Here is a 21893-nt window from a genome sequence, read left to right on the forward strand (position 1 = left end):
CTAACTGATGACCATCAGTAGAGATCATCGCTAGCGCTGGTTCTCCTGTGTACGTACGTTGGCATCATGATCCTCCCCCTCGACCCCCACTCGATCGCCGACCTCGACCGGATCGGCTCGATCATCGGTGAGCACGGCATCGACGCCGTGCCGAGCGACCTGCTGCGCAATCTCGCCCATGACGCGAAGGACGCCGGCGTCCGTCCCGTCGCCGTCTCGGTCCTCGTCGACCCGACCGACCCGATCGTCGCTCGCGAGCGGGCGTTCGCCGTCGTCGCCTGCGGTCTGATCGGCGCCCGCTCTCGCCGGCCGACTCCCCCCGAGGCATCGGCATGATCCCCACCCACGACGCATCCCGACTCGCCACCGAACGCGCCCGCGCGTACCAGGACCGCGCCGCACACCGACGACTCGTTCGCCAGCTCCGTCTGACGACCGACCGCAGGTCGCCACCCGCCACGTGGTCGGTGACGACCGCTCGAATCCGTGCGGCGCTCGTGCCGCGGCGTCGTCCGACGATCCGCACATCCGAGCCGGAGCTCGACTACTGCTGCTGCTCCGCCTGAGGCCGGGCGGCCTCGTCGCCGGCCCGGTCACGTCGCGGCCCGGCCTGCATCGACCACACCGCGACCGGCTCGTCGAAGCCCTTGACCATGCGGCGGCCGGCCGGTTCGAACTCGCACCCGACGGCGGCCTCGACGAGCCCGTCGGTGACGAGCAACTCCAGCGGCACCGCCTCGTCGACGAGACGTGACGCGAGGTTCACGACCGAGCCGTAATAGTCGCCGCTGCGGAGCACGACGTTGCCGTACGCCATGCCACCACGGGGAGCGACGCCGACGTACTCACCGTTGAACGCATCCATCAGTGCGATCGCCGCGCGACATGCCGCCACCGGATCCGTGGCCACGAACATCACCTCGTCACCGATCAGCTTGACGACGCGGGCACCGGCACTCGTGGCGACATCGTGGGCCTCGCCTTCGAAACGGCCCATGAACGCCGACAACTCACGGGCACCCATGTGACGCGACAACGCCGTGAACCCGACCAGGTCGACGAAGCCGACGGCGTATCGATACTGGAACCGTTCGGTCATGTCGATCGAGGTTCGGCGCGTGCGCTCGACCGCCTGCAGCATCTGGCGCCGCAGGATCGGGTCGAGCCGCTCGGTCAATCCGTCGAGCAGACCGACGGCGTCGTGGACGGCGTGCGCGAGATCGATCTCCTTCGCACCGCTCAGCAGATGCGGTGACTCGATGTCGGCGAGGAACAACGAGACCGACGCCTCGCCGATCCGCGCCAGCGACGACGCGATGACCCGCACCAACCCCTTCGCCTCGTCGGCGCTGAACGTGGAGGCGAGCACGGCAACCGACGCCAGCGACTCGATCTCGGCCTCCGTGAACCCGATCTCACCCTCGGGCGCTCCCTCGATCGGGACGAATCCGAACGCGCGGGCGTATGCGTCGAACTCCTCCGGCGTGAGGTTCGAACGCTCGATCGCCTCGGCACGGCTCAGCCGCTCCCCCGGCACCATCCGCCGATCGCCGGCCATCGCCCCGAGGGCATCGGTCGCCAACGCGTGCTGCATCTCGGGGATCGTGAACCCCTGCTCGACCAGCCAGTCGAGCAGCTCGATCCGACCGGCTTCGGCATCGACATCGGGGTCGAAGAGGCCGGCCCGCTGGTAATCGTCGGCGGTCGGCATGGGCGAAGCGTAGGTCAATCCGGATGGGTGGGCCGTGTGCCGTACAGACCGCGCCCGATCATGCTCATCACCACCACATCGTCCTGGTTGATCATCTCGCTGCGGAACTTCACGGTGCCACGATTCGGCTTGGTGGCCGATGGCACTGCCTCGAGCACCGTGAGTCGTCCCCGTAGCGTGTCGCCGGGTCGAACCGGCGCGAGCCAGCGGAGTTCTTCCATCCCCGACGATCCCTGGCTGCTCGAATCGAGGATCATGCCGTCGCACAGCAGCCGCATGTACATCGCACACGTGTGCCAACCGCTCGCGATCAGCCCACCGAACGGCGACGTCACGGCAGCGTCGGGATCGACGTGGAACAGCTGCGGGTCGTACCGCTCGGCGAACTCGATGATGTCGGGCTGGGTCACCTCGACCTCGCCGAGTTCGATCACTTCCCCGATCACGAAATCCTCGAAATACTTGGTCACCACGCTGATGTACCACGTGACGGCCGGGGCGGTCGGGTCGAAGGACGGAACGCTACGGTGCGGCGAGTGAGCGGACTGCCCGGGATCTTCGTCGACATCCTCGGCCCCGTGCTCGTGCTCGTGCTCATCGGTGTCAGCGCCGGAAAGTGGCTGGAACTCCAGCCCGAACCGCTGGCGAAGCTCTCGTTCTGGGTGCTCGGCCCCGCCTTCATGTTCGACGCGCTCGCCGACGCCGGCCTGCCGTCGAACGTGCTGATCGAGGTCGCCGCGGCATCGCTGCTGGCGCTCGTCGCGTCGGGGCTGTTCGCCCTGCTCGTGTCGGCACGCCTGACTCGCGATCGCCGAGCGGCGGTGTTGACCACCACGATCTACGGCAACACCGGCAACTTCGGTCTCGCGATCGTCTCGTTCACGTTCGGCGACGAGTCGATCCCGTTCGCGGCGGTCGCACTCGTCGTGGTCAACACCCTCGGGGTCATCGTCGGCATCGCCTCGAGGAAGGGCGGGTGGGCGGGCGTCGGCACCGCGTTCACCCGGCCGATGACCCTCGTCATCGTCCCCGCACTGCTCGCCAACGGATACGACGCGGAACTGCCGGCGATCGTCGACCGCCCGATCGGACTGATCGCCGGAGCGCTGATCCCGATCATGTTGATCACCCTCGGGATCCAGTTGCAGCAGATGGGCATGCCGACGTTCGGTGCCGACGTCGGCCGGTCGCTGGTCGGCAAACTCGTGGTGCAACCGCTCGTCGCCATCCCCGTCGTCGCCGCGATCGGCCTGTCGGACGTGGCCGGTGGCGCCGTGATCCTGCAGGCGGCGATGCCGGCGGCGGTGTTCACCACCGTGCTGGCGCTGGAGCACCGAACCCGCTCCGACGAGACCGCCACGATCGTGATGGTCGGCACCCTCGCGTCGCTCATGACCCTCCCCTGGTTCATCCTCTACGTCACCTGACCGGGAGGCGACGAGAGCCGACCTAGCCACCGTCAGCGGGCGGGCACCACCTCGCCGCCGCGCTCCTCCGGTTCGTCGTCGACCAACTCGGCGGGGAACCCCGGGGCCGTCACCGACAGCCCCGTCGCATCCTCCAGGCGGCGGACGATGTCGTCCGACCACGACCCACCCCCGTAGCGGTCGGCCCCGTCACGGAAGATGTCGATCAGCATCGGGTTGAGTTCGAGCGGCACCCGCGTGGCGTCGGCGATCTCCTGGAAGAGACCGATGTCCTTGAGGACGAGGTCCATCGTGAACCCGATGTCGCGCGAACCGTTCAGGATCAGCTGGCTCTCGGTCTCGTGCACGAACGAGTTGCCGCTGGAGATCGTGATCGCCTTGAACGTGGTGTTCAGGTCGATGCCGGCAGCGGCCATCGTCGTGAGCGCCTCCGTGATCGCCACCAGGTGGGCGGTCGCGAGGTAGTTCGTCATCACCTTGAGTGTCGACGCCGAACCGATCCCGCCCGTGTGCAGCACGCGTCGGCCGAGCACGGTCAGGAGCGGCAGCACACGTTCGAACGTCGGCCGGTCGCACCCGGCGAAGATCGAGATGTTGCCGGTGTCGGCCCGATGGCAGCCGCCCGACACCGGGCAGTCGACGGCCGATCCGCCCGCCTCGGCCACGCGCCCGGCCAACCGCTCGATCTCGGCCGCGTCGGTCGTCGACATCTCCATCCACACCGTCCCGGGTCGGAGTCCGGCGAGTACACCATCGGGCGCTTCCATCACCCACGCCGAAGCGGCCGGCGACGGCAGGCACGTGATGACGACGTCGACAGCGGCGGCGAGGTCACGAGGCGTCTCGGCCCATGCCGCTCCACCGTCGACGAATGCCGTCGCAGCGTCGCGATCGAGGTCGCGAACCGTGAGCTCCACACCGTTGCGGAGCAGGGAGCCGGCCAACTTGCCGCCGACGTTGCCGAGGCCGATGAAGCCGACGGTCGGGAGCTCGCTCACGGGACCAACCGCTCGTTGCCGACGGCGATCACGTCGTCGGCCCAGGCCGAACGTGCGAAGACCTCGTGCACGTCGTCGGCGAACGACGCCAGGTCGTGGATCGGAAAGTCGGGGTCGAACGAGTTCTGGTCCCAGTCGGCGCAGAACCCGGCGCACAGACCGGCCCATCGATGGTCGGCGAACCGGTCGCGGGCGTGGCGGTCGCCGCCGAGGTGGTGTGCGTAGTAGTAGCCCTGGAACACGCCGTGGTGCTGCACGACCCAGTGCACCTCGGCGCGCACGTACGGCTGGATGATCGACGCAGCGAACTCGCTGTGGTTGTCGGGGGCGAGGTCGTCACCGATGTCGTGCAGGAGTGCGGCGACGACCCAGTCGACGTCGGCGCCGTCGAGTCGGGCCCGCGTGGCCGACTGCAGCGAGTGTTCGAGTCGGGTGATCCGGTAGCCGCCCATCGAACCACTCAACCGATCGAGCGCGACGAACAACCGGTCGACCAACCCGCTCGCATGAGCCCGTTCGTAGCGGTCGAGCAACGCGTAGTCGGCGGCGGTGCCGTGTTCCATCGACCGGAACGAGACGATGCCCTCTGGGGCGTCGACAGGGTGGGGTTCGTTGTCCTGCTGGAGCGGCTCGGTCATGTCGCGAGCATCGCACGCCGCCGGACGGCGAGGCGATACATCGTGTCGGGTCCGTCGTGTTCGATGTAGCAGCCTTGCAGGTGCCGACGACCGCGGCTCGGGTCGAACGCCGTCCGCCCGTGGAGCGCCCGATGGTTGTCCATGAACATCACGTCGCCGGGCTCGAGCCGGAACGTGACCTGGTGCGCCGGGTCGTTCGTCCACGCGGTGAGCCAGCGACGCCCCGCATAGAAGTCGGACAGGTCGTGACCGGATCGCACGACCGGCTCGTCGAGTTTGGTGTTCATGCGGATCTGCCGGTACCGGCCCTGACGGTCGTACTCCAGGATGCGACCCCGGTTCACCACGGTGTCGCTCCCCATGTCGTAGCGCCACTCGACCTCGGTCTCGACGAGCGCCGCGTGCCACGCCGGATGCGCCGCGCGGAGCGCCATCGCCGCGGCGAGGCCGTCGACCAGCGTCGAGTCGCCGCCCGGTGCCTCGTTGACGATGCAGTGCAGCATCTGGATCCCCGGCACCGGTCGACGGTAGGGCTCGTCGCTGTGCGCCGGCAGTTGGACCGCCGTGTACGCGAGGTCGGTCGGTGAGGGCTTGGCCTCGACGTCGAAGACCCAGCCGAAGTTGTGACCGACGATGTACCCCAGCCGTTCGGCGATGCGAGCCACCGTGCCGACCTCGGCCGGTGTGCCACGGAACACGACATACCCGTGCCGGAAGAACAGCGAGAGGAACTCGACGATCGCTGCGGGGTCCGCGGCGTCGGCGTCGAACGTGATGCTGCTCCAGTCGACATACGGGAACACGGCGAGCGGCCGTGTCCACGGTTCGGCCGCCGGTGGCACCTCCGGATCGGCGCGCCAACCGATCGCTCGCTCGACGGCTGCGAGATCGAGGTGCGCGAGATGTCCGTCGGTGAACGCGACGTGGAGGCCACCGTCGTGGATGTCGGCCGCGACGACACCGAGGTCGGGATCGATGTCGGTCGGGGTGAACAGACGCTGGCGGCTCGTCGGCTCGATCTGCCCCGCTTCGGTCGACCGGCTGCGGAGCCAGACGGGATGCAGCTCGACGGCCTTGGCGCCACGCTGGAGGACGATGCCGCCGTCGCCCACGTCGACTCGTACGGCAGCCCCACGTTCGATGATGGTCACCCCTGCAGTGTGAGCCCTTCGAACCCTGTTGAACATTGGCGTTCTCGGTTGGGTCGGCATACCCTCGGAGCATGGTGAGGTTCACGTGCGAGCACTGATCCGCCGGGTCGATCGATTGCAGAGCCTGGCCGTGTTCGAGGCTGCGGCCCGGCTCGGCAGTTTCACCGCGGCCGGGGGCGAGCTCGGCATGAGCCAACCGGCCGTGACCCGGCAGATCCGCGCGCTCGAGCGCCGACTCGGCATCGACCTGTTCGTCAGAACGGCGAATCGCAGCGAGTTGACCGACGCCGGCCGCCGACTGCGCGACCATGTGATCACCGGGTTCGACGTGATCGAGGCGGGTCTGGTCGAACTCGCGGAGCTGGCGGCGCTCGACGATCATGCGGCCACGTTCGTGCTCGCCGCCCACCCCGGCATCGCACAGGCGTGGGTGGTCCCCCGCCTCGACGAGATCAACGACGTGCTCGGCGACGTCGACCTCCGTCTCTGGTTGTTCGACCGCGACGCGGAACTCGCCGACGGCACGTTCGACGCGGCGATCCGGGTCGGCGACGGCACGTTCCCGGGCCAGGATGCCCAGCTCCTGTTCCCCGAGGTCGTCGTACCCGTCGCCGCCCCGGCGGTCGCGCGTGCCCACGGCCTCACCGCGGAGAGCACCGCGGCCGACGTCTACCGGGCACCATTCGTCCACATGGACGACGGCGATCGGCCGTGGATGACGTGGGCGGGATGGCTCGACGCGTTCGGGATGACGCTCACGCGTGCGCCGGGCCGGGTGCTGTTCCACAACTACCCGATGGTGCTCCAGCGGGCGCTGCTCGGGCACGGCGTCGCACTCGGATGGCGACCGCTGATCGACGAGTACGTCGACGGTGGCGCGCTCGAGGTCGTCGGACCCGAAGTTCGCTCCGACCGCGGCTACTACGTGACGTGGCCGTCAGGACGACCGACACCAGCGGTCGCAGCGCTCACCGACTGGCTCATCTCGGCCGCGTGACCCCGGATCGCGGATCAGCGCTCGGCACCGACCCCGGCCCGGGCGGCGTTGGTCGTGATCGCGTCGGCGATCTCGCGCAGCCGGGTGTGCGGAAGGTCGTGACCCATGTCGTTGAACAGCAGGAGTCGCGAACCCGGGATCGCTTCGGCGGTGGCGATGCCGCCCGACGGTTTCACCAGGGAGTCGAGCAGGCCGTGGATCACGAGCGTCGGAACGTCGATCCGTCGAAGCGCCTCGGTGCGATCGGGGCTGGCGAGGATCGCCGCGAAGTTCCGAGCGGTCCCGTGCGGGCGCCAACTCCGTTCGAGGTCGGCCTGGAACAACTCCCGGAACTTCTGTTCGTCGAACGTCGGCCCGGAGATGTCGCGGAACAGCTCGACGCCCTGATCGACCGCTGTCTCCGGGGTCGGTTCGGGGCGGCGCAGACCACGGAGGACCACCTTGGCCTTCGGTCGGCCCACCTTGGGGTTCCCGGTCGTCGACATGATCGACGTGAGGCTGCTCACCCGGCGCGGATGATCGATGGCCATCTGCTGCGCGATCATCCCGCCCATCGACATCCCGACAACGTGGGCTCGGTCGATGTCGAGCGCCTCGAGCAGGCCTGCCGCGTCGGCCGCCATGTCGCCCAGGAGGTAGGCGGCGTCGAGCGGCCGCTTGAAGACGAGGGTCTTCGCGAGCTGGCGCCGGGTCGGCGGTGCCTGATCGACGAGTTCGGTCGACAGCCCGGCGTCGCGGTTGTCGAACCAGATCACGCGGAAGCCGTTGTCGACGAGGAGCTGGATCAGATCGGGCGGCCAGTCGATCAACTGGCCACCGAGGCCCATCACGAGCAGCAGCGGCTCGCCGGCGCCCTGCTCCTCGTACTCGATCGTGATGCCGTTCGCCTGGACAGAAGCCATGTCCACCAGGCTACGGTCGGCCACCTCCGATCTACGATGACGCGATGACGTCGCTCCCCGTCCTCGACATCGGCCCCTTCCTCGCCGACGAGTCGACCGCCGCCGCGACCGCCTTCGTCCACGAGTTGCGCGAGACGCTGCACGGGCCCGGCTTCTGCTACCTGGTCGGCTACAAGATCGAGCCCGAGACCGAGGCCGCGGTGATGGACGTGGCCGGCACCTTCTTCGCGCAGCCCGAAGCGCAGCGCCTGGAGATCGTCAACACGAACACACCGCACTTCCGCGGATACACCCGGCTCGGGATGGAACACACCAACGGGACGAGCGACCGGCGCGACCAGATCGACATCGGGCCCGAGCACCGCCCGGTCGACCCGGGGCCCGACGGGCCGGTCTGGCTGCGCGTGCGCGGCCCGAACCAGTGGCCCGACTCCGTGCCTGCCATGCGACCGACCGTGACGGGCTGGATGGCCGACATGGGCGCCGTCGGCACCGCCGTCCTGCGTGCGATCGCGCTCGGGCTCGGCCAGCCGGTCGACCACTTCGAGCCCGCGATGCAGCCGCACCCCGAGGTCCTCGTCAAGATCATCCGCTACCCCGCCCAGGAGGCGACCGGCGAGCCGACGTCCGACCAGGGTGTCGGCCTGCACAACGACTCGGGGCTGCTGTCGTTCATCCTCCAGGACGACGTCGGTGGCCTCCAGGTGCAGATCGGTGACGAACTCGTCGATGCCACACCGATGCCCGGTGCGCTCGTCCTCAACATCGGTGAGATGCTCCAGATCGCGACCGATGGCTATCTCCGCGCCACCAAGCACCGGGTCGTGAGCCCGCCGGCCGGTCGGCAGCGGATCTCCGTCGCCTACTTCCACAACCCGGCGATGGAGACGACGTTCGAGCAGATCCGACTCCCGCCGGAACTCGCCGCCGAGTCGCGGGGTGGTGCGAACGATCGACCCGACGACACGATCTTCTCGAACTACGGCGACAACTGGCTCAAGTTCCGGGTGCGCTCGCATCCCGACGTCGCGGCGATCCACCACCCCGACCTGGTCGGTCGGTTCGACTGACGCGTGACGGTCACCGCGCCGGCTTCCGGTACGGTGGCGAGTGCATATGGGACTGTTCAAGAAGCGAGTCACCGACCCCGACGAGATCGAACGGCTGAAGGCTCAGATCGCATCGATGAGCGCCCGCCTCCAGGCGTCCGACGAGGCGAAGGGCCAGCTCGAATCGACCGTGCACGGCATCGTGACCCGGCTCGACACGCCGGCTCCGCCACCGCCCGAGCCGCCGCCGAGCGTGCCGACGGTCGACCCGATCGAGGTCGACAAACTCAATGCCAAGATCGAACGGTTGACCGTCCGACTCGACGAACAACCCGAGCCCACCGAACCTGCCGCGAGCGTCGACCCCGCCGAGATCGAGCAGCTCAGGGTCAGGATGCAGGAGATCGGCCAGCGGATCGACGCCGTCGATCAGCGCATCAGCTCGATCTCGACCGAGCTGGCGAACCAGATCACCGAACTGAGCGGCGACATCGAGGCGATGGGCGGCGACCAGCCGCCGACCGACGAGATCGTCGACGAACTCCGCGACGCCCAGACCCGGCTGGCCGGCGAGCAGGCTCGCTACCAGATCGCGTTCCGGCAAGACCTCGCCGAACTCGCGGATCGTCTCCGCCGGGCCTGATCCGGCGTCGGCCGGTCGGCGTCAACCCTCGTCGAGCGCCTCGGCGAGCTGGGCGATGAGTTCGCCGACCTCGTCGAGCCTGGCTTCGAAACCGGCGAGGTCGCCCTCACGAAGCAGGTCCTGCGCCTCCATGTAGAGCCGCTCGGCTTCGGCTGCGATCTCGGCCGGGCTGCCCGGCGCCGGCGGGTCGTCCGGCTCGTCACCGTCACCATCACCGCCGTCAGGGTCGTCGATCGGCGGCGGCACGTCGTCACCGGCATCGGACACCCGGTCACCGATCTCGGCATCGAAGCCGGGGAACAACCGCGCCAGCGCCGACTCCAGGTCGGTGTCGAGCACGGCGCTGTTGTCGTGCGACACGATGACGAACCGGAACTCGGCGACGTCGGCGACGACGTAGACCGGCCGGACGTAGATCAGTCCGTCGGCGACGGGCATCAGCTGGAGGTCACCGAACTTGACCTCGGTCCCGGTCTCCTGGCTCGCCTGGAGACTGAGTTCGGGGCTGATGTCCTGTTCTGACTCGGCCTGGTCGGCCACGAGCAGCGGACCGTCGGGCAACGGCTCCTCGACGAGATACGTGATCAGGTCGCCGTAGGTCGCCGGGTCGCTCGACGCGGTCATGTACGCCTGCAGACGCGTCCGGCTGTCGTCGGTGGAGAAGCGCACGAACGGGCGGATGATGACGAACTCCTCCTCGCCCGAGATCCCGTTGCGGAACTGCGTGTAGTACGGGATGAACCGCTCGGTCGACGACTCGCTCGCGAACTCGGTCTGCTGGTCGAGCGGATCGACCGGCGAGTTGACCCGGGTGACACCCTCCTGACGATCGACCGAAGGGGCCTGGGCGACCGACCAGGCACCGATGCGCTGGAAGAAGTTGACGGGCTCGACCTGGTACTTGGAGTAGAGCTCGGTCTGCACCCGGAAGAGATCTTCGGGATACCGGAGGTGCTCGGCGAGATCGGACGGCATCTCGTCGAACGACGTGAAGAGGTCGGGGAACGCCGACTGCCAGGCCTTGAGGATCGGGTCGTCCTCGTCGACGACGTAGAAGGTGACGTCGCCGGTGTACGCGTCGACGACGGCCTTGACGCTGTTGCGGATGTAGTTGGAGCTGGTCGAGAGTCCGGTGCCGGTGCTCAGCTGCACGTTGCCGATCCGCTGGCCGTACGGGTAGCGCGACGTCGAGGTGTAGGCGTCGATGACCCACTGCACACCGCCGTCGACGACCACGGGGTACGGGTCGCCGTCGTAGTCGAGGAACGGGGCGAGCTTCTGCACCCGGTCTTGCACCGACCGGACCCAGAGCAGCTGCGAGTCGTCGTTGATCGCGCCGGAGCCGATCACGTTGTAGTCGAGGAAGGCCAACGCGAACGCCGACTGCCGGAGCAGCCCGTCGACCTCGACACCTGCCGTGCCGCTGTAGGGCTCGGTGTCGCCACAGGGCGACTCGGCGACATCGGTGCGGGCGATCGCATAGCCACTCATCTCCGGGCTGAAGTACAGCTCGGGCCGGTCGAGTTCGACCTCGCGGTAGTCGGGGCGGTCACGATCGGTGACCCGGCCGACCGGCGCCATCACGAGGCCACACCCGCGGGTGCTCACGAGATGCTCGCCCTGCCAGCTCTTGTTGGCGATGCTGCCGAGGTCGAGTTCGCGAGCGGTGATCAGCACCTGCTGCACCTCGCCGTCGATCGGGTACCGGTCGACGTCGAGGTCGGCGATCTGCAGACCGGTGAGGTCGCCACGGTCGCGGGAGAAGCGAGACAGCATCTGCGCCGGGTTGAGCAGACGGACGTTCTCGATCGGCTCGAGGTCGGCCTCGACCTTGGCCGCATTGAGCCGGCCGAACGAGACGGTCTCGGTCTCGACCGCATCGATGCCCATCGCCGCCCGAGTGGCCTCGACGTTTCGCTCGATGTAGGGCGCTTCGCGTCCCTCCTGGTTCGGGCGCACGATCAACGACTGCACGACCGCCGGGTAGATCAGACCCCCGACGATCAACACGACGAGCCACAGGCCCGATGCCACCAGCGGGAGCCGCCACCGATCGGTCCGGATGGTCACCAGGTAGAGCACCGCCGTCAGCAGCGCGATCAGGACGAGCAGCATCATGGCCGGGAGCTGGGCATTGACCACGGTGTAGGTGGCGCCCTGGACGAAGCCACGACGTTCGTTGGTCAGCTCGTAGCGGGTGAGCCAGTAGTCGGCGGCCTTGACCGCGGCGAGGACGGCCAACAGCACGGCGACGTGCACCTTGGTCGACGCACGAACCGTCGGCAGCGACGAGGTGAACAGCACCCCGCCGTTGAGGAGATGGGCCCCGATCGTCAGCAGCAGCACGATCACCAGCGCTGCGAACAACCAGTCGATCGCAAACGTGTAGAACGGCAGTTCGAACACGTAGAACCCGACGTCGACCCCGAACTGTTCGTCGTCGACCCCGAACGACTGACTGTTGCGGAACAGCAGCCAGTCCTGCCAGCGGGACACCGCCGGCAGCGCGAGCATGAACGACAGCACGAGCGCCGTGCCGTACCGAACGAGTCGCAGCCGCTGCCCGAACACCTCGTGGAAGCGTTCGACGTACGGGTGCACGTTGGCCGGGAACGACGTGGGAGCCGTGCGATCGGCGATCAGGAGGTTGACGGTGGCCAGCACCGCGAACACGACGAAGAAGATCAGGAACAGCGAGACCTTGGCCCAGATCTGCCCCCAGAAGACGTCGCTCCGATCGAGCGCATCGTGCCACAACGCATCGACGTAGAAGCTGGCGATCGCCCGACCGAACACGATCACGCCGAGGAACAGCAGACCGATGGCGATCAGGACGCCGCGCCCCGAAATTCGGGACAGGAGTCGGGGACGGGGGAGATCTGATTCGCGCCGCATCTGGCGCCGAGGCTACTGGCCGCTCGGCACGGTCAGGCAGCGGCACCCCGCGTGGGCGGGTGCTGCGACGTGCCCGGTCGGGTACGCGTCGCCCGCGGCGACCTCTCCGGCCAGCGAATTGTCCTCGCAGTCGGCGCAGGTCGACTCGGACGGATCGATGATCCAGGTCAGCATGGTGCCGGGCTTCACGCCGGCGGCCAGACCGCCCCCGTGAGCGAACCGGAACGCGTCGTCGAGCTGGTCGTCGATGTGCTGGGTCTTCCACTCGCGGTAGACCGCGCGAACCCGTTTGGTGACGTCTTCGTTGTCGCCGCCGCCGTCGCTGATCGCCCGCTCGAGGCGAGCCCGGAGCGGAGCGACGAGGTCGTCTCGGACGACCGCATGCGCCCGCTCGAGTGCCCCACCCTTGGTGATCGTGGTGCGCAGCGTCTTGGAGTCGCGCTTGCCGACCTCGGCCGCACCGGCGATCGCGGCGTCGAGCAACTCGTCGGCGAGCGCACCGAGGTAGGTATCGACGTGATCGTCGACATCGGCGATCAACTGGTCGAGCTGGGTGACGGCCTGCTTCTGGCGGAGCCGATCGAGCACACCGTTCTGCTCGTCGGCCAGGACACGCTTGAGCTTGCGGGCGCCGCCGACGATCAGGGGCACCAGCGCCTCGTCGCGTCGCATGAAGGCCGTGGCCTCGGCGACGCCCGGGTCGTCGTCGGCTCCGACGTCGGCCGCCGCCTCGGCGTCGAGTTCGGCTCCGACGTCGTCGATGTCGTCGATGTCAGTGGTCTCGTCGGTGAGGGCCGGGGCCTCGCTCCGCAACCGCTCGAAGATCCCGCCCACGTCGGGGCGCTCGTCGGTCGCCGACTCCTGGTCGCTGCCGTCGGCCTGCCGCGCCGCGTCGACGTCCGACTCGGCGACGTCCGACTCGGCATCGTCATCGTCGGCGGCGTCGGTGTGCTGGTCGGGCCGGCCGCGGAACAGCGATACGACGTTGGCGTCGCGCGGCGGAACGGGCGCGGGTGCCTCGTCGCCGGCGGTCTCGTGGCTGCCGTCGGTCTCGATCGGGATCGTGTCGTCGGCCTCACCGATCGCCGCGTCGTCGTCCGTGTCGTCGTCGGTCTCGTCGGTCTCGACGGTCTCGACGGATTCGGTGGCATCGACGGCCCCGGTGGGTGTGTTCGTCGCGGCCTCGTCGACGTCGTCGTCGTGGAACTCGTCGACCGCCCGCTCCTGCGCGTCGAGGTCGACCGGTTCGCTCGCCGGGCCGGCCTGGTCGCGATCCATGTCGCTCGCCGGCACCATCAGCGGCAGCGGGCCCGTGGTCGGCGAGAAGTTGACGAACTCGGCCGGTCCCTCGACGGACTGCAGTTCGGAGGTGACGTCGACCGCGACGAGGCGGGCCCGCTCGAACACCTGGAGCAGCCGGTCTCGGCCGTGGACCAGGTCTTCGATCTGCTGCCGCGCCAACTTGGTCCGTCGCTCGAGGTCGGCCAGCACCCGCTCGCGGTAGGCGCGCGCCTCGTTGACCATCTCACGGCCCTGCTGCTTGGCCAGCGCGACCTCGGCCTCGGCGTCGGACGTCGCATCGTGGCGCTTGCGGGCGGCCTCGACCTCGGACTCCTGGCGCAGCCGGTTGACCTCGTCGTTCGCGTCGTTGAGGATCTTGGCGGCGGTCTCCTCGGCGCGGATCTTGATCTGCGACGCCGACTCGCGGGCCGTCTGCAGCACCCGCAGGGTCTCCTCGCCGAGCAGCGCGGCGACGGTCTCGTCGTCGAGTTCGGGGGCGGGCACCGCGGCCGCTTCGGCCTCGGCATCTCGCAGTCGGGCTTCGAGCTGACGCTCCCGTTCCTGCAACCGGCCCAGTTCGGCGGCGACCGACGTCAGGAACGCACGGACCTCGTCCTGGCTGAAGCCGCGTCGAGACGTGGAGAAACCGGCCTCCGCCACCGACGCGGGCGAGGAGGGGTCTGGTCTCGAGAGCGAGGCAGCCATACGCACGAGCGTAAACCTCTCGGCACCCGGTTTGGCGGCAATCGGTGGCGGTTCAGCCGCCGTCGGTATCGGCGGCCTGCTCCGGGGCCGGCGGAATCGGGTCGCCGCCGAGCGATTCGAGTGCGGTGAGTGCTTCTTCGAGCGTCCGAACCGGGATGATCCGCAGGTCGTCACCGCCCGCCTGCCGTGCCGCTTCGAGCTCGGCCTCGAACGCTGCGCGCTGCGCTTCGCTGGCCGCATCGGAGATCCCCGGCACCAGGAACACGTCGACACCGGTCTGGGCGACGGCGCTCGCCTTCTGCCGCAGCCCACCGATCGGCCCGACCGAACCGTCGAGTTCGATCGTCCCGGTGACCGCGATGTCGGCGCCCCCGGTCAGCTCCCCCTCGGTCAGTTCGTCGATCAGCGTCAGCGTGAACGCCAGGCCGGCCGACGGACCGCCGATCGACCCGGTGTCGATGTCGAGGTCGAACGGCAGCTCGACGCGACGGGTGTCGAACGGGAAGAAGCCGACGATCGTCCGGTCGGGATCGTCGGGTGACGCGGTGAGTTCGACCTCGACCTCGAGTTCACCGGCCTCCGGCCGATCGATCCGCATCGTCACGATGTCGCCGGGTGCACGCCCTTCGAGGACCCGGCCGAGGTCTTCGACCCCGTCGATTCGCTCGCCGTCGGCCTCGAGGATCCGGTCGCCCGGATCGAGGACGTCGTCGGACGGGCTCCAGTCGACGCACTCGGTGTTGTCCTCGTTGGCGGCGAGGCACACCATGTCCTGGATCAGCACGTCGCCCTCGATCACATCGACGTCGAATCCGACGCGCTGCAGCGCGACGTACTGCGCGACCTGCTCGGACGTCCGCATCTGTTCGAGTGCGAACCGTCGGCGCTGCGGTGGGGTCTGGACCCCGAACTTCTCCTCGTTGGTCAGGAACTGGATCGCCGGCTCGTCGCGACCGACGAACCACGAGAGGACCGACTGGGCCGGCTCGGTGACCGTGACGAAGTAGATGTCGCCGACCGGCGGGAACTGCTCGGCAGCCGCACCGAGGTCGCCGAACACGATCCGATCGTCGACGGGTTGCGCCGATGCCGGCGTCCGGGCGAACGGCGTGCCCTGTTCGACCCCGAGCCGGGTGTTCTCCTTGGAGGCCACCCACTGGGACGGCAGCACCGACGCCACTGCGATCGCGGCGAGCACGAGCATCGCGAGCACGACCAGCGGGACGGCCCACCGGCGATGCACCGGCGAGGGCAGGACCAGACCCGCGCGCTCGGCAGCCTCGGCGAGGGTTTCCGGTCGCGTGTCGGGCGGCCCCGGAGGGGTCTCGGTCGGCGGTAGTGTCGATGTCCGCGTGTCGGTCACTCTTGCGCTCTCTGTTGACGGCCTGACGGTCCGAGCCGCATTCATCGCGGGCCTGGCGATCGTCGCCCTGTTGCTCACCGGGTGGCGTAAGCCTGCCAGAGCCGAGTCCCGATCACCACGCGGTCCGTCCTCCCGCCCGCCCAGCGGCGTCGTCGTCGAACACTTCGACACCCCCGAGTACCGCCGCCCCGGCGTGGTCCGCCGCGTGCTCGCACTCGTCGCGAGCGGCGGGATCGGCGTCCTCATCGGCATCCTGATCGCGATCGTGACGTCGTTCGCGATCGCGATCGCGGTCATCTGGCTCACGAATCTGCTGCAGCAATGAGCGCTCACGATCGACGGGTGGCCGTCATCGTCGCCGGCCACCAGGGCGACGAGACCGTTGCGGCCGAGCACCTCGACGACACCGCCGGTCCAGTTCGGGCCGCGGCGTTGCACGCGCTCGAACGGATCGGCACCTTGACCGACGACCGGATCGCGGCCGCGTTCACCGACCCCGACCCGGAGGTCCGGCGCCTGGCCGCCGAACTCGCCGGGCGACGACCCGGCATCGATCTCACTCCCCTGCTGGCCGACGCCGACGAGACCGTCGTCGAGATCGCCGCCTGGGCATGCGGCGAGCAGGAAGACGTCGACGATGCCACGCTCGACCGGCTGATCACCCTGGCGACCGACGCCGACGAACCACTCGTCCGCGAAGCCGCCGCTGCGGCGCTCGGAGCGATCGGTGACGAACGCGGGCTGCCGGCGATCCTCGCTGCCTGCGCCGACAAGCCCCACGTCCGACGCCGGGCCGTGCTCGCGCTCGCACCCTTCGACGGCGACGAGGTCGAGGCCGCGATCGAGCGGGCTGCGGCCGATCGCGACTGGCAGGTGCGCCAGGCCGCCGAGGACCTCCGGCGTGCCGCCGGCGAGGTCGATCTGGCCGGGCCGGACGATCAGATCGAGTAGCGGTACAGGTTCGTCTCGTACGGCTCGAACCCGAGGCGCACGTACAGCCGGTTGGCCGCCTCGCGCGACGACCGGCTCGTGAGGCTCACGTTCTTGGCGCCCCGGTGCGCCGCCTCGGCGATCGCGGCCCGATTGAGCGCCTCACCGACGCCGTGCCCACGCGCCGACGCGTCGACCACCACGTCTTCGATCCACGCCTTGAGCCCCGTCGGGATGCGGTAGAACGCCAGCGTCAGGCTCCCGACGATCGCGTCGTCGACCCGAGCGACGAACAGCACCGAGTCGGGCGACTCGACGATCGCGGACAGCGCATCGGCGTCGGGAGGCGGCGACGACGACGACAGCTGGGGGATCAGGTGGGCGAACGCGGCGACCAGATCGGCGTCGACGCGATCAACGGGACGGATCTCGAGACTCACGCCCGACGACGCTAGCCGCCGATCCGGGCTCGACAGGCCCCGCCCACGGTGCCAGGGTGCAGCCATGGCGCAATCACGAGCCAAGCGCAACCAGAGGTCACGGCGCCGGGCGAGGAGCATGCCGCTGCAGCAGGCACCGCAGCGGAAGGCGGTGCGGCGGGCCGTGATCGCCTTCCTCGTGCTGGTCGGGCTGGCCGGCATCCTCGCTGTCTCCGCGCCCGGCGACGACGGCACCGGATCACCACCGTCGCCGAAAATGGCGACGACGAGCGACCGGTAGGCTGGCGAGGGCATGGATCATGTCCGCTGGCTCGCTGACGACATCTCGTTGACCAACCCGGTCATCGTCGCTGCGTTCACCGGCTGGAACGACGCCGCCGACGCCGCCTCCACGGCGCTGCGAACGATGATCGAGACCAGCGGCGCCACCGCCCTCGCCGAGATCGATCCCGAGCCGTTCACCGACTTCGCCACCACGCGCCCCCACGTCGCGCTCGACGAGCAGCGCAACCGGTCGATCATCTGGCCGACGGTCGGCGTCTGGGGGGCGTCGCTGCCCGGGACCGACGTCGTGCTCGTCATGGGGCCGGAGCCCGCCCTGAGATGGCGGACCTTCTGCGACCAGATCACCGGCATCGCACAGCGGGTCGACGCGCCGATGGGGTTCACGCTCGGCGCGCTGCTGGCCGACGTGCCCCACACCCGCCGCACCCAGATCATCGGCACCGGGACCGACACCGATCTGATCGAACGGTTCGACCTCGAACGCTCCCGGTACGAGGGGCCGACCGGCATCGTCGCCGTACTCCACGACGCCTGGTCGCGCTGCGGCCTGCCCACCGCCTCGCTGTGGGCGGCCGTGCCGGGGTACGCCGCACAGCTGCCGTCGCCGCGGGCGGCCGTCGCACTCCTCGACCGACTGTGCACGATGATGGGCACACCCGCACCGACCACCGCGATCACCAACCAGATCGCCGACTACGACGCCCAGGTCGACGCGCTCATCTCCGACGACGACGACCTCGTCACCTACGTGCGCCGACTCGAGTCGATGGTCGACGAGATGTCCGGCGACGACACCGGGTCGACGACCTCTCCGATCGACGACACCGATCCCGAATCGTTGGCGGCCGAGGTCGAGCAGTTCCTGCGCGACCACGACACCGACGGCTGACACCGTCAGCTGCGCCACACCTCGGATCGAGGAAGATCGAAGACGGTCGGCGTCTCGTCGCCGTTGATCGCGGCGAACGCCGGGCCGGCCCACCAGCTCGCGCCGGCGGTGGCCTCGGGCAGCGAGGTCGGGCCGAACCAGCCGACGTCGGCGGTCTCGAGCGGATGCGGCGTGAGTTCGCCGCCGGTCGCCCGGCAGTAGAACAGCAGCATGTACATCCCGAACCGGGAGAAGCCCATCCGCTGTCCGTCGATCACCGACAGCAGGCGCACCGGCTCGCAGGTGATGCCGGTCTCCTCCGACACCTCCTTGACCGCGACCTCCGACGGCGAGTAACCGATGTCGGCCCATCCGGTGGGATACAGCCACACGCCCGAGTCGGCCCGCTGGACGAGGAGGATCTCGCCGTCGTCGTTGCCCACGACGGCGCCGATCGCGACCTTCGGCGTCACGTAGCCCGGGACGCCCTCGCCCACGTTCTGCAGCCATTCCTGCACGAAGTGGTCGGTTTCGCGGGCGACGGCCACCGCTTCGTCGAGTTCCTCGGCCGCCGACCGGATGTCGGCGGCGACGTGGAGCACCTCTTCGTACCGTTCGCGTTCGTAGAGGTTCTCGGTGAACGCGAGCCCGGTGCGGGCGATCCCGGCCAACGAAGAACTCCACCGGGCCAGGTCTCGTGCGTCGGCTCGACCGTTCGACTCGCTCACGACCGCGAACCTATCGTCCGGCAATGCGACGGTGACGAAACAGCGTCAGCCGATGGCGTGCAGCACGGCGCGTTCGATCTCCGTGCGGTGGAATGCGTCGGTGACCAGCGAACCGGTCCAGCTCCGCACGTAGAACGTGTCGACGACATCGAGCCCGATCGTCTGCACCGTCGCGTGCCGGATGTCGAGCCCCACCTCGGCGAGCGCCTTGGTGATCCGGTAGAGGATCCCGATCCGTGTCGCACACCTCACCTCGATCACGGTCGCGTCGGACGAGGCATCGTCGTGATAGACGACGCTCGGCGGCGCCGGTGTCGCGGCTTGTGTCGCGCGTCGGCGGCGGTAGGTCCTGGCCCGCTCGGCCAACCTCGACTCGATCGCCAGACGACCCGTCAGGGCCCGCTCGAGATCGGCGGCGATCGGGGCCCAGTCGATGCCACCCTTCGGAACCTCCACCCGGAACTCGGCCGCGCCCATGCTGACGCGACCGAGCTGCGGCTCGTCGGAGTGCGCTCGGGCCGTGACGACATCGAGGCCGTGCAGCGACACGACGCCGGAGATCCGGCTGAACATGCCCGGCTCGTCGCGATACACGATCGTCAGTCGGTCGACGTCGATGCGGATGTGATGGTCGCCGCTCGCCATCCGCTCGACGGTCTCGGCGTCGGGGAACAGCGTCCAGATCGCATCGGCGACATCGCCGCCGCCGATCACGTGGTCGACCCGCGACACCAACTCGTCGACGAGCTCCTTCTTCCACCCGCCCCATGCCGACGGGCCGGTGGCGATCGAGTCGGCCTCGGTCAGTCGATGCAGCAGTTCGAGCCGTTCGTGGGTACCGACCGCCTCGGCGACGTGTTCGATCGTGACGGGATCGGACAGATCGCGACGGACGGCGACGTCGGGCAGCAGCAGGTGGTGTTCGACCATCGCGACCAGCGCATCGACATCGGGCGCGGCGAGTCCGAGTCGCGGCCCCAGCTCGCGCATGATCGCCATGCCCACCTCGGTGTGATCTCCGGGGTACCCCTTGCCGATGTCGTGGAAGAGGGCACCGAGCACCAGCAGGTCGGGCCGCGCCACCTCGTCGGCGAACTTCGCCGCGTTGGCGGCCGCCTCCCAGAGATGACGGTCGACGGTGAAGCGGTGATAGGCGTTGCGCTGCGGCCGCGAGCGCACGGGCTCCCACTCGGGCAACATCCGCGAGATGAGTCCGCGCTGATCGAGCGATTCGATGACCGGGATCGCCGCGTGTCCCTCGAGCAGGAGCGCGACCAGCTTGCTGATCGCACCGGCCGGCCAACGCGCCGGCCACTCGGGCACGTCACGGGCGAGCCGGTCGAGGCTCTTGCGGCCGATCCGTGCCCGGTGCCGAGCCGCCGCCGTCGCGAGTCGGAGCATGGTCGTCGGATCGACGGCGGGATCGGCGTCGATCGCCAACTCGATCTCGCCGTCCAGGAGCATGACGCCCGGAGCGACCTCCTTGGGACTGCCGCCCGTCGGTTTGCCGACCCTGCCCCACGCCTCGTCGGAGATCCACGCCACCGTGCGGGCCGCGGCCGCGATCTCGGCCATCAGCGCATCGGCCGACCCCAATCCTGCCGCGGCAGCCGCTGCATCCTGATCTTCGAGGCGAAGGGTGTCGCCGGGCCGACCGGTCGCACGATGCAGGGCCACCCGGGCGCTCAGCAGCACGTCGTAGCACTCGTTGAGCGCCACGTTGTCCTCGTCGGAGAGCACGAGGTTGCCGCATTCGGCCCACCAGAGCGAATGGGCGTCACGGATGCCGCCGTGGCCGTCCTTCAGGTCGGGTTCGAGGATGTAGGCGACGTCGCCGGCGCCGGACTGGCGCTGGTACACGCGGTCGCGCAGCTCGGCGAGCCACCGCTTCTTGCGTTTCGACCAGTTGCTGCGACCCGACTCGACGATCACGTTGCCGATCTTGCGATCGCCCGCGATCGGCCGGGCCGTGAGCAGCGCGGTGGCCGTGTCGAGATCGGTCTTGGCCAGCGCGAGGTGTTCGTCGACCGAGCGGACCGCATGGCCGAGCTTCAGCCCCGTGTCCCAGATCGGGTACCAGATCGCCGACGCGACCGATTCGATCCGGTTCGATTTGGATTCGTGGATCAGGATCAGGTCGATGTCGCTCTGCGGCGAGAGCTCGCCGCGGCCGTACCCACCGACGGCGACCAACGCGAACTTCGGGGCCCTCGGATGCTGGGTCCGGGCGTGCGCCGCGAGGGCCGTGATCCATTCGTCGGTCGCATCGGCCAACCGGTGGCAGTAGGCGCGACCGCCGACGCTCTTGTCGTCGACCGCCTCCTGGCGGCGTTCGAACGCGGCCGCCACCGCATCTTCCGTCGTGGACGTCGTCACAGGCCCCACGGTAGGCGGCGTCTCATCGCATTCCGTCATCTCGGCGGCGAGCGAGCACCGTCATCGCCTTCCAGGCACCCCAGGTGAGCCCGGGCTCGTGCAGCGACGGGTCGACATCCGACCATGTCGCCGGGCCGAGCCGGTAGACGTCGTCGGGAAACCGATCGGCGTCGGGCGACGACGGCGGCACCGCACCCAGTTCGCGCAGGAGCTGCGTGGGTTCGCGCACCGCGTCGCGGAGCAGGGTCAGCGGCGTGGTGCGCTGCTCGTCGACATCCGTGCCGAGCAGGTCGTCGAGTCGCACGAGGAGGTCTGCCGCCACCCGTTCGACCACGGCGTCGAGCCGAGCTTCGATCCGACCGACCTCGACACCGCCACGAACACCCGCCTCGATCGTGATCCGCCGCAGCCAGCCGGGGGCGACGCGACGTGTGGTCTCGAGCAGCGTTGCCGCCGGATCGATCGCTGGTTCGTCGGGCTGCACCTCGTCGGCCACCTCACTCTTC

23 protein-coding genes are annotated in these 21893 nt (G+C 69.2%); 10 read left to right on the plus strand and 13 right to left on the minus strand.

Features of this window, described 5'->3' with window-relative positions; genetic code table 11:
• The first annotated feature begins 66 nt into the window (after positions 1–66).
• Together R8G01_12345 and R8G01_12350 are read left to right on the plus strand one after the other, a co-directional pair.
• Positions 67–336, plus strand: a complete 270-nt coding sequence (locus R8G01_12345; GenBank protein MDW3214784.1) for a hypothetical protein — start codon at positions 67–69, stop codon at positions 334–336.
• A complete protein-coding gene (locus tag R8G01_12350) occupies positions 333–566 on the plus strand; it encodes a hypothetical protein (protein ID MDW3214785.1) in 234 nt (77 codons plus the stop codon). Before R8G01_12345 ends, R8G01_12350 begins: the two co-directional genes overlap by 4 nt.
• Here R8G01_12350 and R8G01_12355 read toward each other — a convergent pair.
• Together R8G01_12355 and R8G01_12360 are read right to left on the minus strand one after the other, a co-directional pair.
• Entirely contained in the window at positions 545–1711 is a 1167-nt protein-coding gene (locus R8G01_12355; GenBank protein MDW3214786.1) for an adenylate cyclase regulatory domain-containing protein, read from the minus strand. The genes R8G01_12350 and R8G01_12355 overlap by 22 nt on opposite strands.
• Before the next feature lie 14 nt (positions 1712–1725).
• Positions 1726–2181, minus strand: coding sequence for a MaoC family dehydratase (locus R8G01_12360; protein ID MDW3214787.1), 456 nt, complete (start codon positions 2179–2181; stop codon positions 1726–1728).
• 66 nt (positions 2182–2247) lie between these two features.
• Between R8G01_12360 and R8G01_12365 the strand changes: the two genes are divergently transcribed.
• Complete coding sequence (locus R8G01_12365; protein MDW3214788.1) at positions 2248–3138, plus strand: AEC family transporter; 891 nt, start codon at positions 2248–2250, stop codon at positions 3136–3138.
• 32 nt (positions 3139–3170) lie between these two features.
• Here R8G01_12365 and R8G01_12370 read toward each other — a convergent pair whose 3' ends face one another.
• Genes R8G01_12370 through R8G01_12380 form a run of 3 tightly spaced genes read right to left on the minus strand, consistent with a single transcriptional unit; the run spans position 3171 to position 5925 of the window.
• Positions 3171–4136: an NAD(P)-dependent oxidoreductase gene (locus tag R8G01_12370; protein MDW3214789.1), complete on the minus strand. Its 966-nt coding sequence runs from the start codon at positions 4134–4136 to the stop codon at positions 3171–3173.
• Positions 4133–4774, minus strand: a complete 642-nt coding sequence (locus R8G01_12375) for an HD domain-containing protein (GenBank protein MDW3214790.1) — start codon at positions 4772–4774, stop codon at positions 4133–4135. The genes R8G01_12370 and R8G01_12375 overlap by 4 nt, the downstream gene beginning before the upstream one ends.
• A complete protein-coding gene (locus tag R8G01_12380) occupies positions 4771–5925 on the minus strand; it encodes a TauD/TfdA family dioxygenase (GenBank protein MDW3214791.1) in 1155 nt (384 codons plus the stop codon). Before R8G01_12380 ends, R8G01_12375 begins: the two co-directional genes overlap by 4 nt.
• 85 nt (positions 5926–6010) lie before the next feature.
• Here R8G01_12380 and R8G01_12385 point away from each other — a divergent pair, with 85 nt between their 5' ends.
• A complete protein-coding gene (locus R8G01_12385) occupies positions 6011–6922 on the plus strand; it encodes a LysR substrate-binding domain-containing protein (GenBank protein ID MDW3214792.1) in 912 nt (303 codons plus the stop codon).
• A 14-nt stretch (positions 6923–6936) separates the two neighbouring features.
• On the opposite strand, the gene R8G01_12390 is transcribed toward R8G01_12385, so the two are convergent.
• Positions 6937–7824 carry an alpha/beta hydrolase gene (locus R8G01_12390; protein MDW3214793.1) on the minus strand — a complete coding sequence of 296 codons (888 nt, stop codon included), beginning with the start codon at positions 7822–7824 and terminating at the stop codon, positions 6937–6939.
• 44 nt (positions 7825–7868) lie between these two features.
• Here R8G01_12390 and R8G01_12395 point away from each other — a divergent pair, with 44 nt between their 5' ends.
• Together R8G01_12395 and R8G01_12400 are read left to right on the plus strand one after the other, a co-directional pair.
• The gene (locus tag R8G01_12395) at positions 7869–8894 is read left to right on the plus strand and encodes a 2-oxoglutarate and iron-dependent oxygenase domain-containing protein (GenBank protein MDW3214794.1); all 1026 of its coding nucleotides are present in this window, start codon (positions 7869–7871) and stop codon (positions 8892–8894) included.
• A gap of 46 nt (positions 8895–8940) precedes the next feature.
• Positions 8941–9516 (plus strand): hypothetical protein, encoded by a 576-nt coding sequence (locus R8G01_12400; GenBank protein MDW3214795.1) that lies wholly within the window; start codon positions 8941–8943, stop codon positions 9514–9516.
• Positions 9517–9537: 21 nt separating this feature from the next.
• On the opposite strand, the gene R8G01_12405 is transcribed toward R8G01_12400, so the two are convergent.
• The 3 genes from R8G01_12405 to R8G01_12415 are packed head-to-tail and all read right to left on the minus strand — an operon-like array spanning position 9538 to position 15760.
• Positions 9538–12411, minus strand: coding sequence for a UPF0182 family protein (locus R8G01_12405; protein ID MDW3214796.1), 2874 nt, complete (start codon positions 12409–12411; stop codon positions 9538–9540).
• Between the two features lie 12 nt (positions 12412–12423).
• A complete protein-coding gene (locus R8G01_12410; GenBank protein MDW3214797.1) occupies positions 12424–14397 on the minus strand; it encodes a DivIVA domain-containing protein in 1974 nt (657 codons plus the stop codon).
• 52 nt (positions 14398–14449) lie between these two features.
• Positions 14450–15760: a S16 family serine protease gene (locus tag R8G01_12415; GenBank protein MDW3214798.1), complete on the minus strand. Its 1311-nt coding sequence runs from the start codon at positions 15758–15760 to the stop codon at positions 14450–14452.
• On the opposite strand from R8G01_12415, the gene R8G01_12420 reads away from it, so the two are divergent.
• Positions 15750–16085 (plus strand): hypothetical protein, encoded by a 336-nt coding sequence (locus R8G01_12420; protein ID MDW3214799.1) that lies wholly within the window; start codon positions 15750–15752, stop codon positions 16083–16085. The genes R8G01_12415 and R8G01_12420 overlap by 11 nt on opposite strands.
• A gap of 17 nt (positions 16086–16102) precedes the next feature.
• Positions 16103–16711: a HEAT repeat domain-containing protein gene (locus R8G01_12425; protein ID MDW3214800.1), complete on the plus strand. Its 609-nt coding sequence runs from the start codon at positions 16103–16105 to the stop codon at positions 16709–16711.
• On the opposite strand, the gene R8G01_12430 is transcribed toward R8G01_12425, so the two are convergent.
• A complete protein-coding gene (locus tag R8G01_12430) occupies positions 16699–17250 on the minus strand; it encodes a GNAT family N-acetyltransferase (GenBank protein MDW3214801.1) in 552 nt (183 codons plus the stop codon). The two genes, R8G01_12425 and R8G01_12430, sit on opposite strands and share 13 nt — an antisense overlap.
• Between R8G01_12430 and R8G01_12435 the strand changes: the two genes are divergently transcribed.
• Together R8G01_12435 and R8G01_12440 are read left to right on the plus strand one after the other, a co-directional pair.
• The gene (locus tag R8G01_12435; protein ID MDW3214802.1) at positions 17195–17410 is read left to right on the plus strand and encodes a hypothetical protein; all 216 of its coding nucleotides are present in this window, start codon (positions 17195–17197) and stop codon (positions 17408–17410) included. The two genes, R8G01_12430 and R8G01_12435, sit on opposite strands and share 56 nt — an antisense overlap.
• A gap of 12 nt (positions 17411–17422) precedes the next feature.
• The gene (locus R8G01_12440; protein ID MDW3214803.1) at positions 17423–18304 is read left to right on the plus strand and encodes a PAC2 family protein; all 882 of its coding nucleotides are present in this window, start codon (positions 17423–17425) and stop codon (positions 18302–18304) included.
• A gap of 5 nt (positions 18305–18309) precedes the next feature.
• Here the strand turns inward: R8G01_12440 and R8G01_12445 are convergent, their stop codons facing one another.
• The 3 genes from R8G01_12445 to R8G01_12455 are packed head-to-tail and all read right to left on the minus strand — an operon-like array spanning position 18310 to position 21883.
• Positions 18310–19011, minus strand: a complete 702-nt coding sequence (locus R8G01_12445; protein ID MDW3214804.1) for an NUDIX hydrolase N-terminal domain-containing protein — start codon at positions 19009–19011, stop codon at positions 18310–18312.
• A gap of 45 nt (positions 19012–19056) precedes the next feature.
• The gene (locus R8G01_12450) at positions 19057–21387 is read right to left on the minus strand and encodes a [protein-PII] uridylyltransferase (protein MDW3214805.1); all 2331 of its coding nucleotides are present in this window, start codon (positions 21385–21387) and stop codon (positions 19057–19059) included.
• Between the two features lie 22 nt (positions 21388–21409).
• Positions 21410–21883, minus strand: coding sequence for a hypothetical protein (locus R8G01_12455; GenBank protein ID MDW3214806.1), 474 nt, complete (start codon positions 21881–21883; stop codon positions 21410–21412).
• Positions 21884–21893 lie beyond the last annotated feature (10 nt).

The organism is Ilumatobacteraceae bacterium (assembly GCA_033344875.1).
Classification (GTDB): domain Bacteria; phylum Actinomycetota; class Acidimicrobiia; order Acidimicrobiales; family Ilumatobacteraceae; genus Ilumatobacter.

Coding starts and splice junctions, on each gene's coding strand:
- R8G01_12345 (MDW3214784.1), top strand. CDS start 67: ATGATCCTCCCCCTCGACCCCCACTCGATCGCCGACCTCGACCGGATC.
- R8G01_12350 (MDW3214785.1), top strand. CDS start 333: ATGATCCCCACCCACGACGCATCCCGACTCGCCACCGAACGCGCCCGC.
- R8G01_12355 (MDW3214786.1), bottom strand. CDS start 1,711: ATGCCGACCGCCGACGATTACCAGCGGGCCGGCCTCTTCGACCCCGAT.
- R8G01_12375 (MDW3214790.1), bottom strand. CDS start 4,774: ATGACCGAGCCGCTCCAGCAGGACAACGAACCCCACCCTGTCGACGCC.
- R8G01_12390 (MDW3214793.1), bottom strand. CDS start 7,824: ATGGCTTCTGTCCAGGCGAACGGCATCACGATCGAGTACGAGGAGCAG.
- R8G01_12395 (MDW3214794.1), top strand. CDS start 7,869: ATGACGTCGCTCCCCGTCCTCGACATCGGCCCCTTCCTCGCCGACGAG.
- R8G01_12400 (MDW3214795.1), top strand. CDS start 8,941: ATGGGACTGTTCAAGAAGCGAGTCACCGACCCCGACGAGATCGAACGG.
- R8G01_12405 (MDW3214796.1), bottom strand. CDS start 12,411: ATGCGGCGCGAATCAGATCTCCCCCGTCCCCGACTCCTGTCCCGAATT.
- R8G01_12410 (MDW3214797.1), bottom strand. CDS start 14,397: ATGGCTGCCTCGCTCTCGAGACCAGACCCCTCCTCGCCCGCGTCGGTG.
- R8G01_12435 (MDW3214802.1), top strand. CDS start 17,195: ATGGCGCAATCACGAGCCAAGCGCAACCAGAGGTCACGGCGCCGGGCG.
- R8G01_12430 (MDW3214801.1), bottom strand. CDS start 17,250: ATGCTCCTCGCCCGGCGCCGTGACCTCTGGTTGCGCTTGGCTCGTGAT.
- R8G01_12440 (MDW3214803.1), top strand. CDS start 17,423: ATGGATCATGTCCGCTGGCTCGCTGACGACATCTCGTTGACCAACCCG.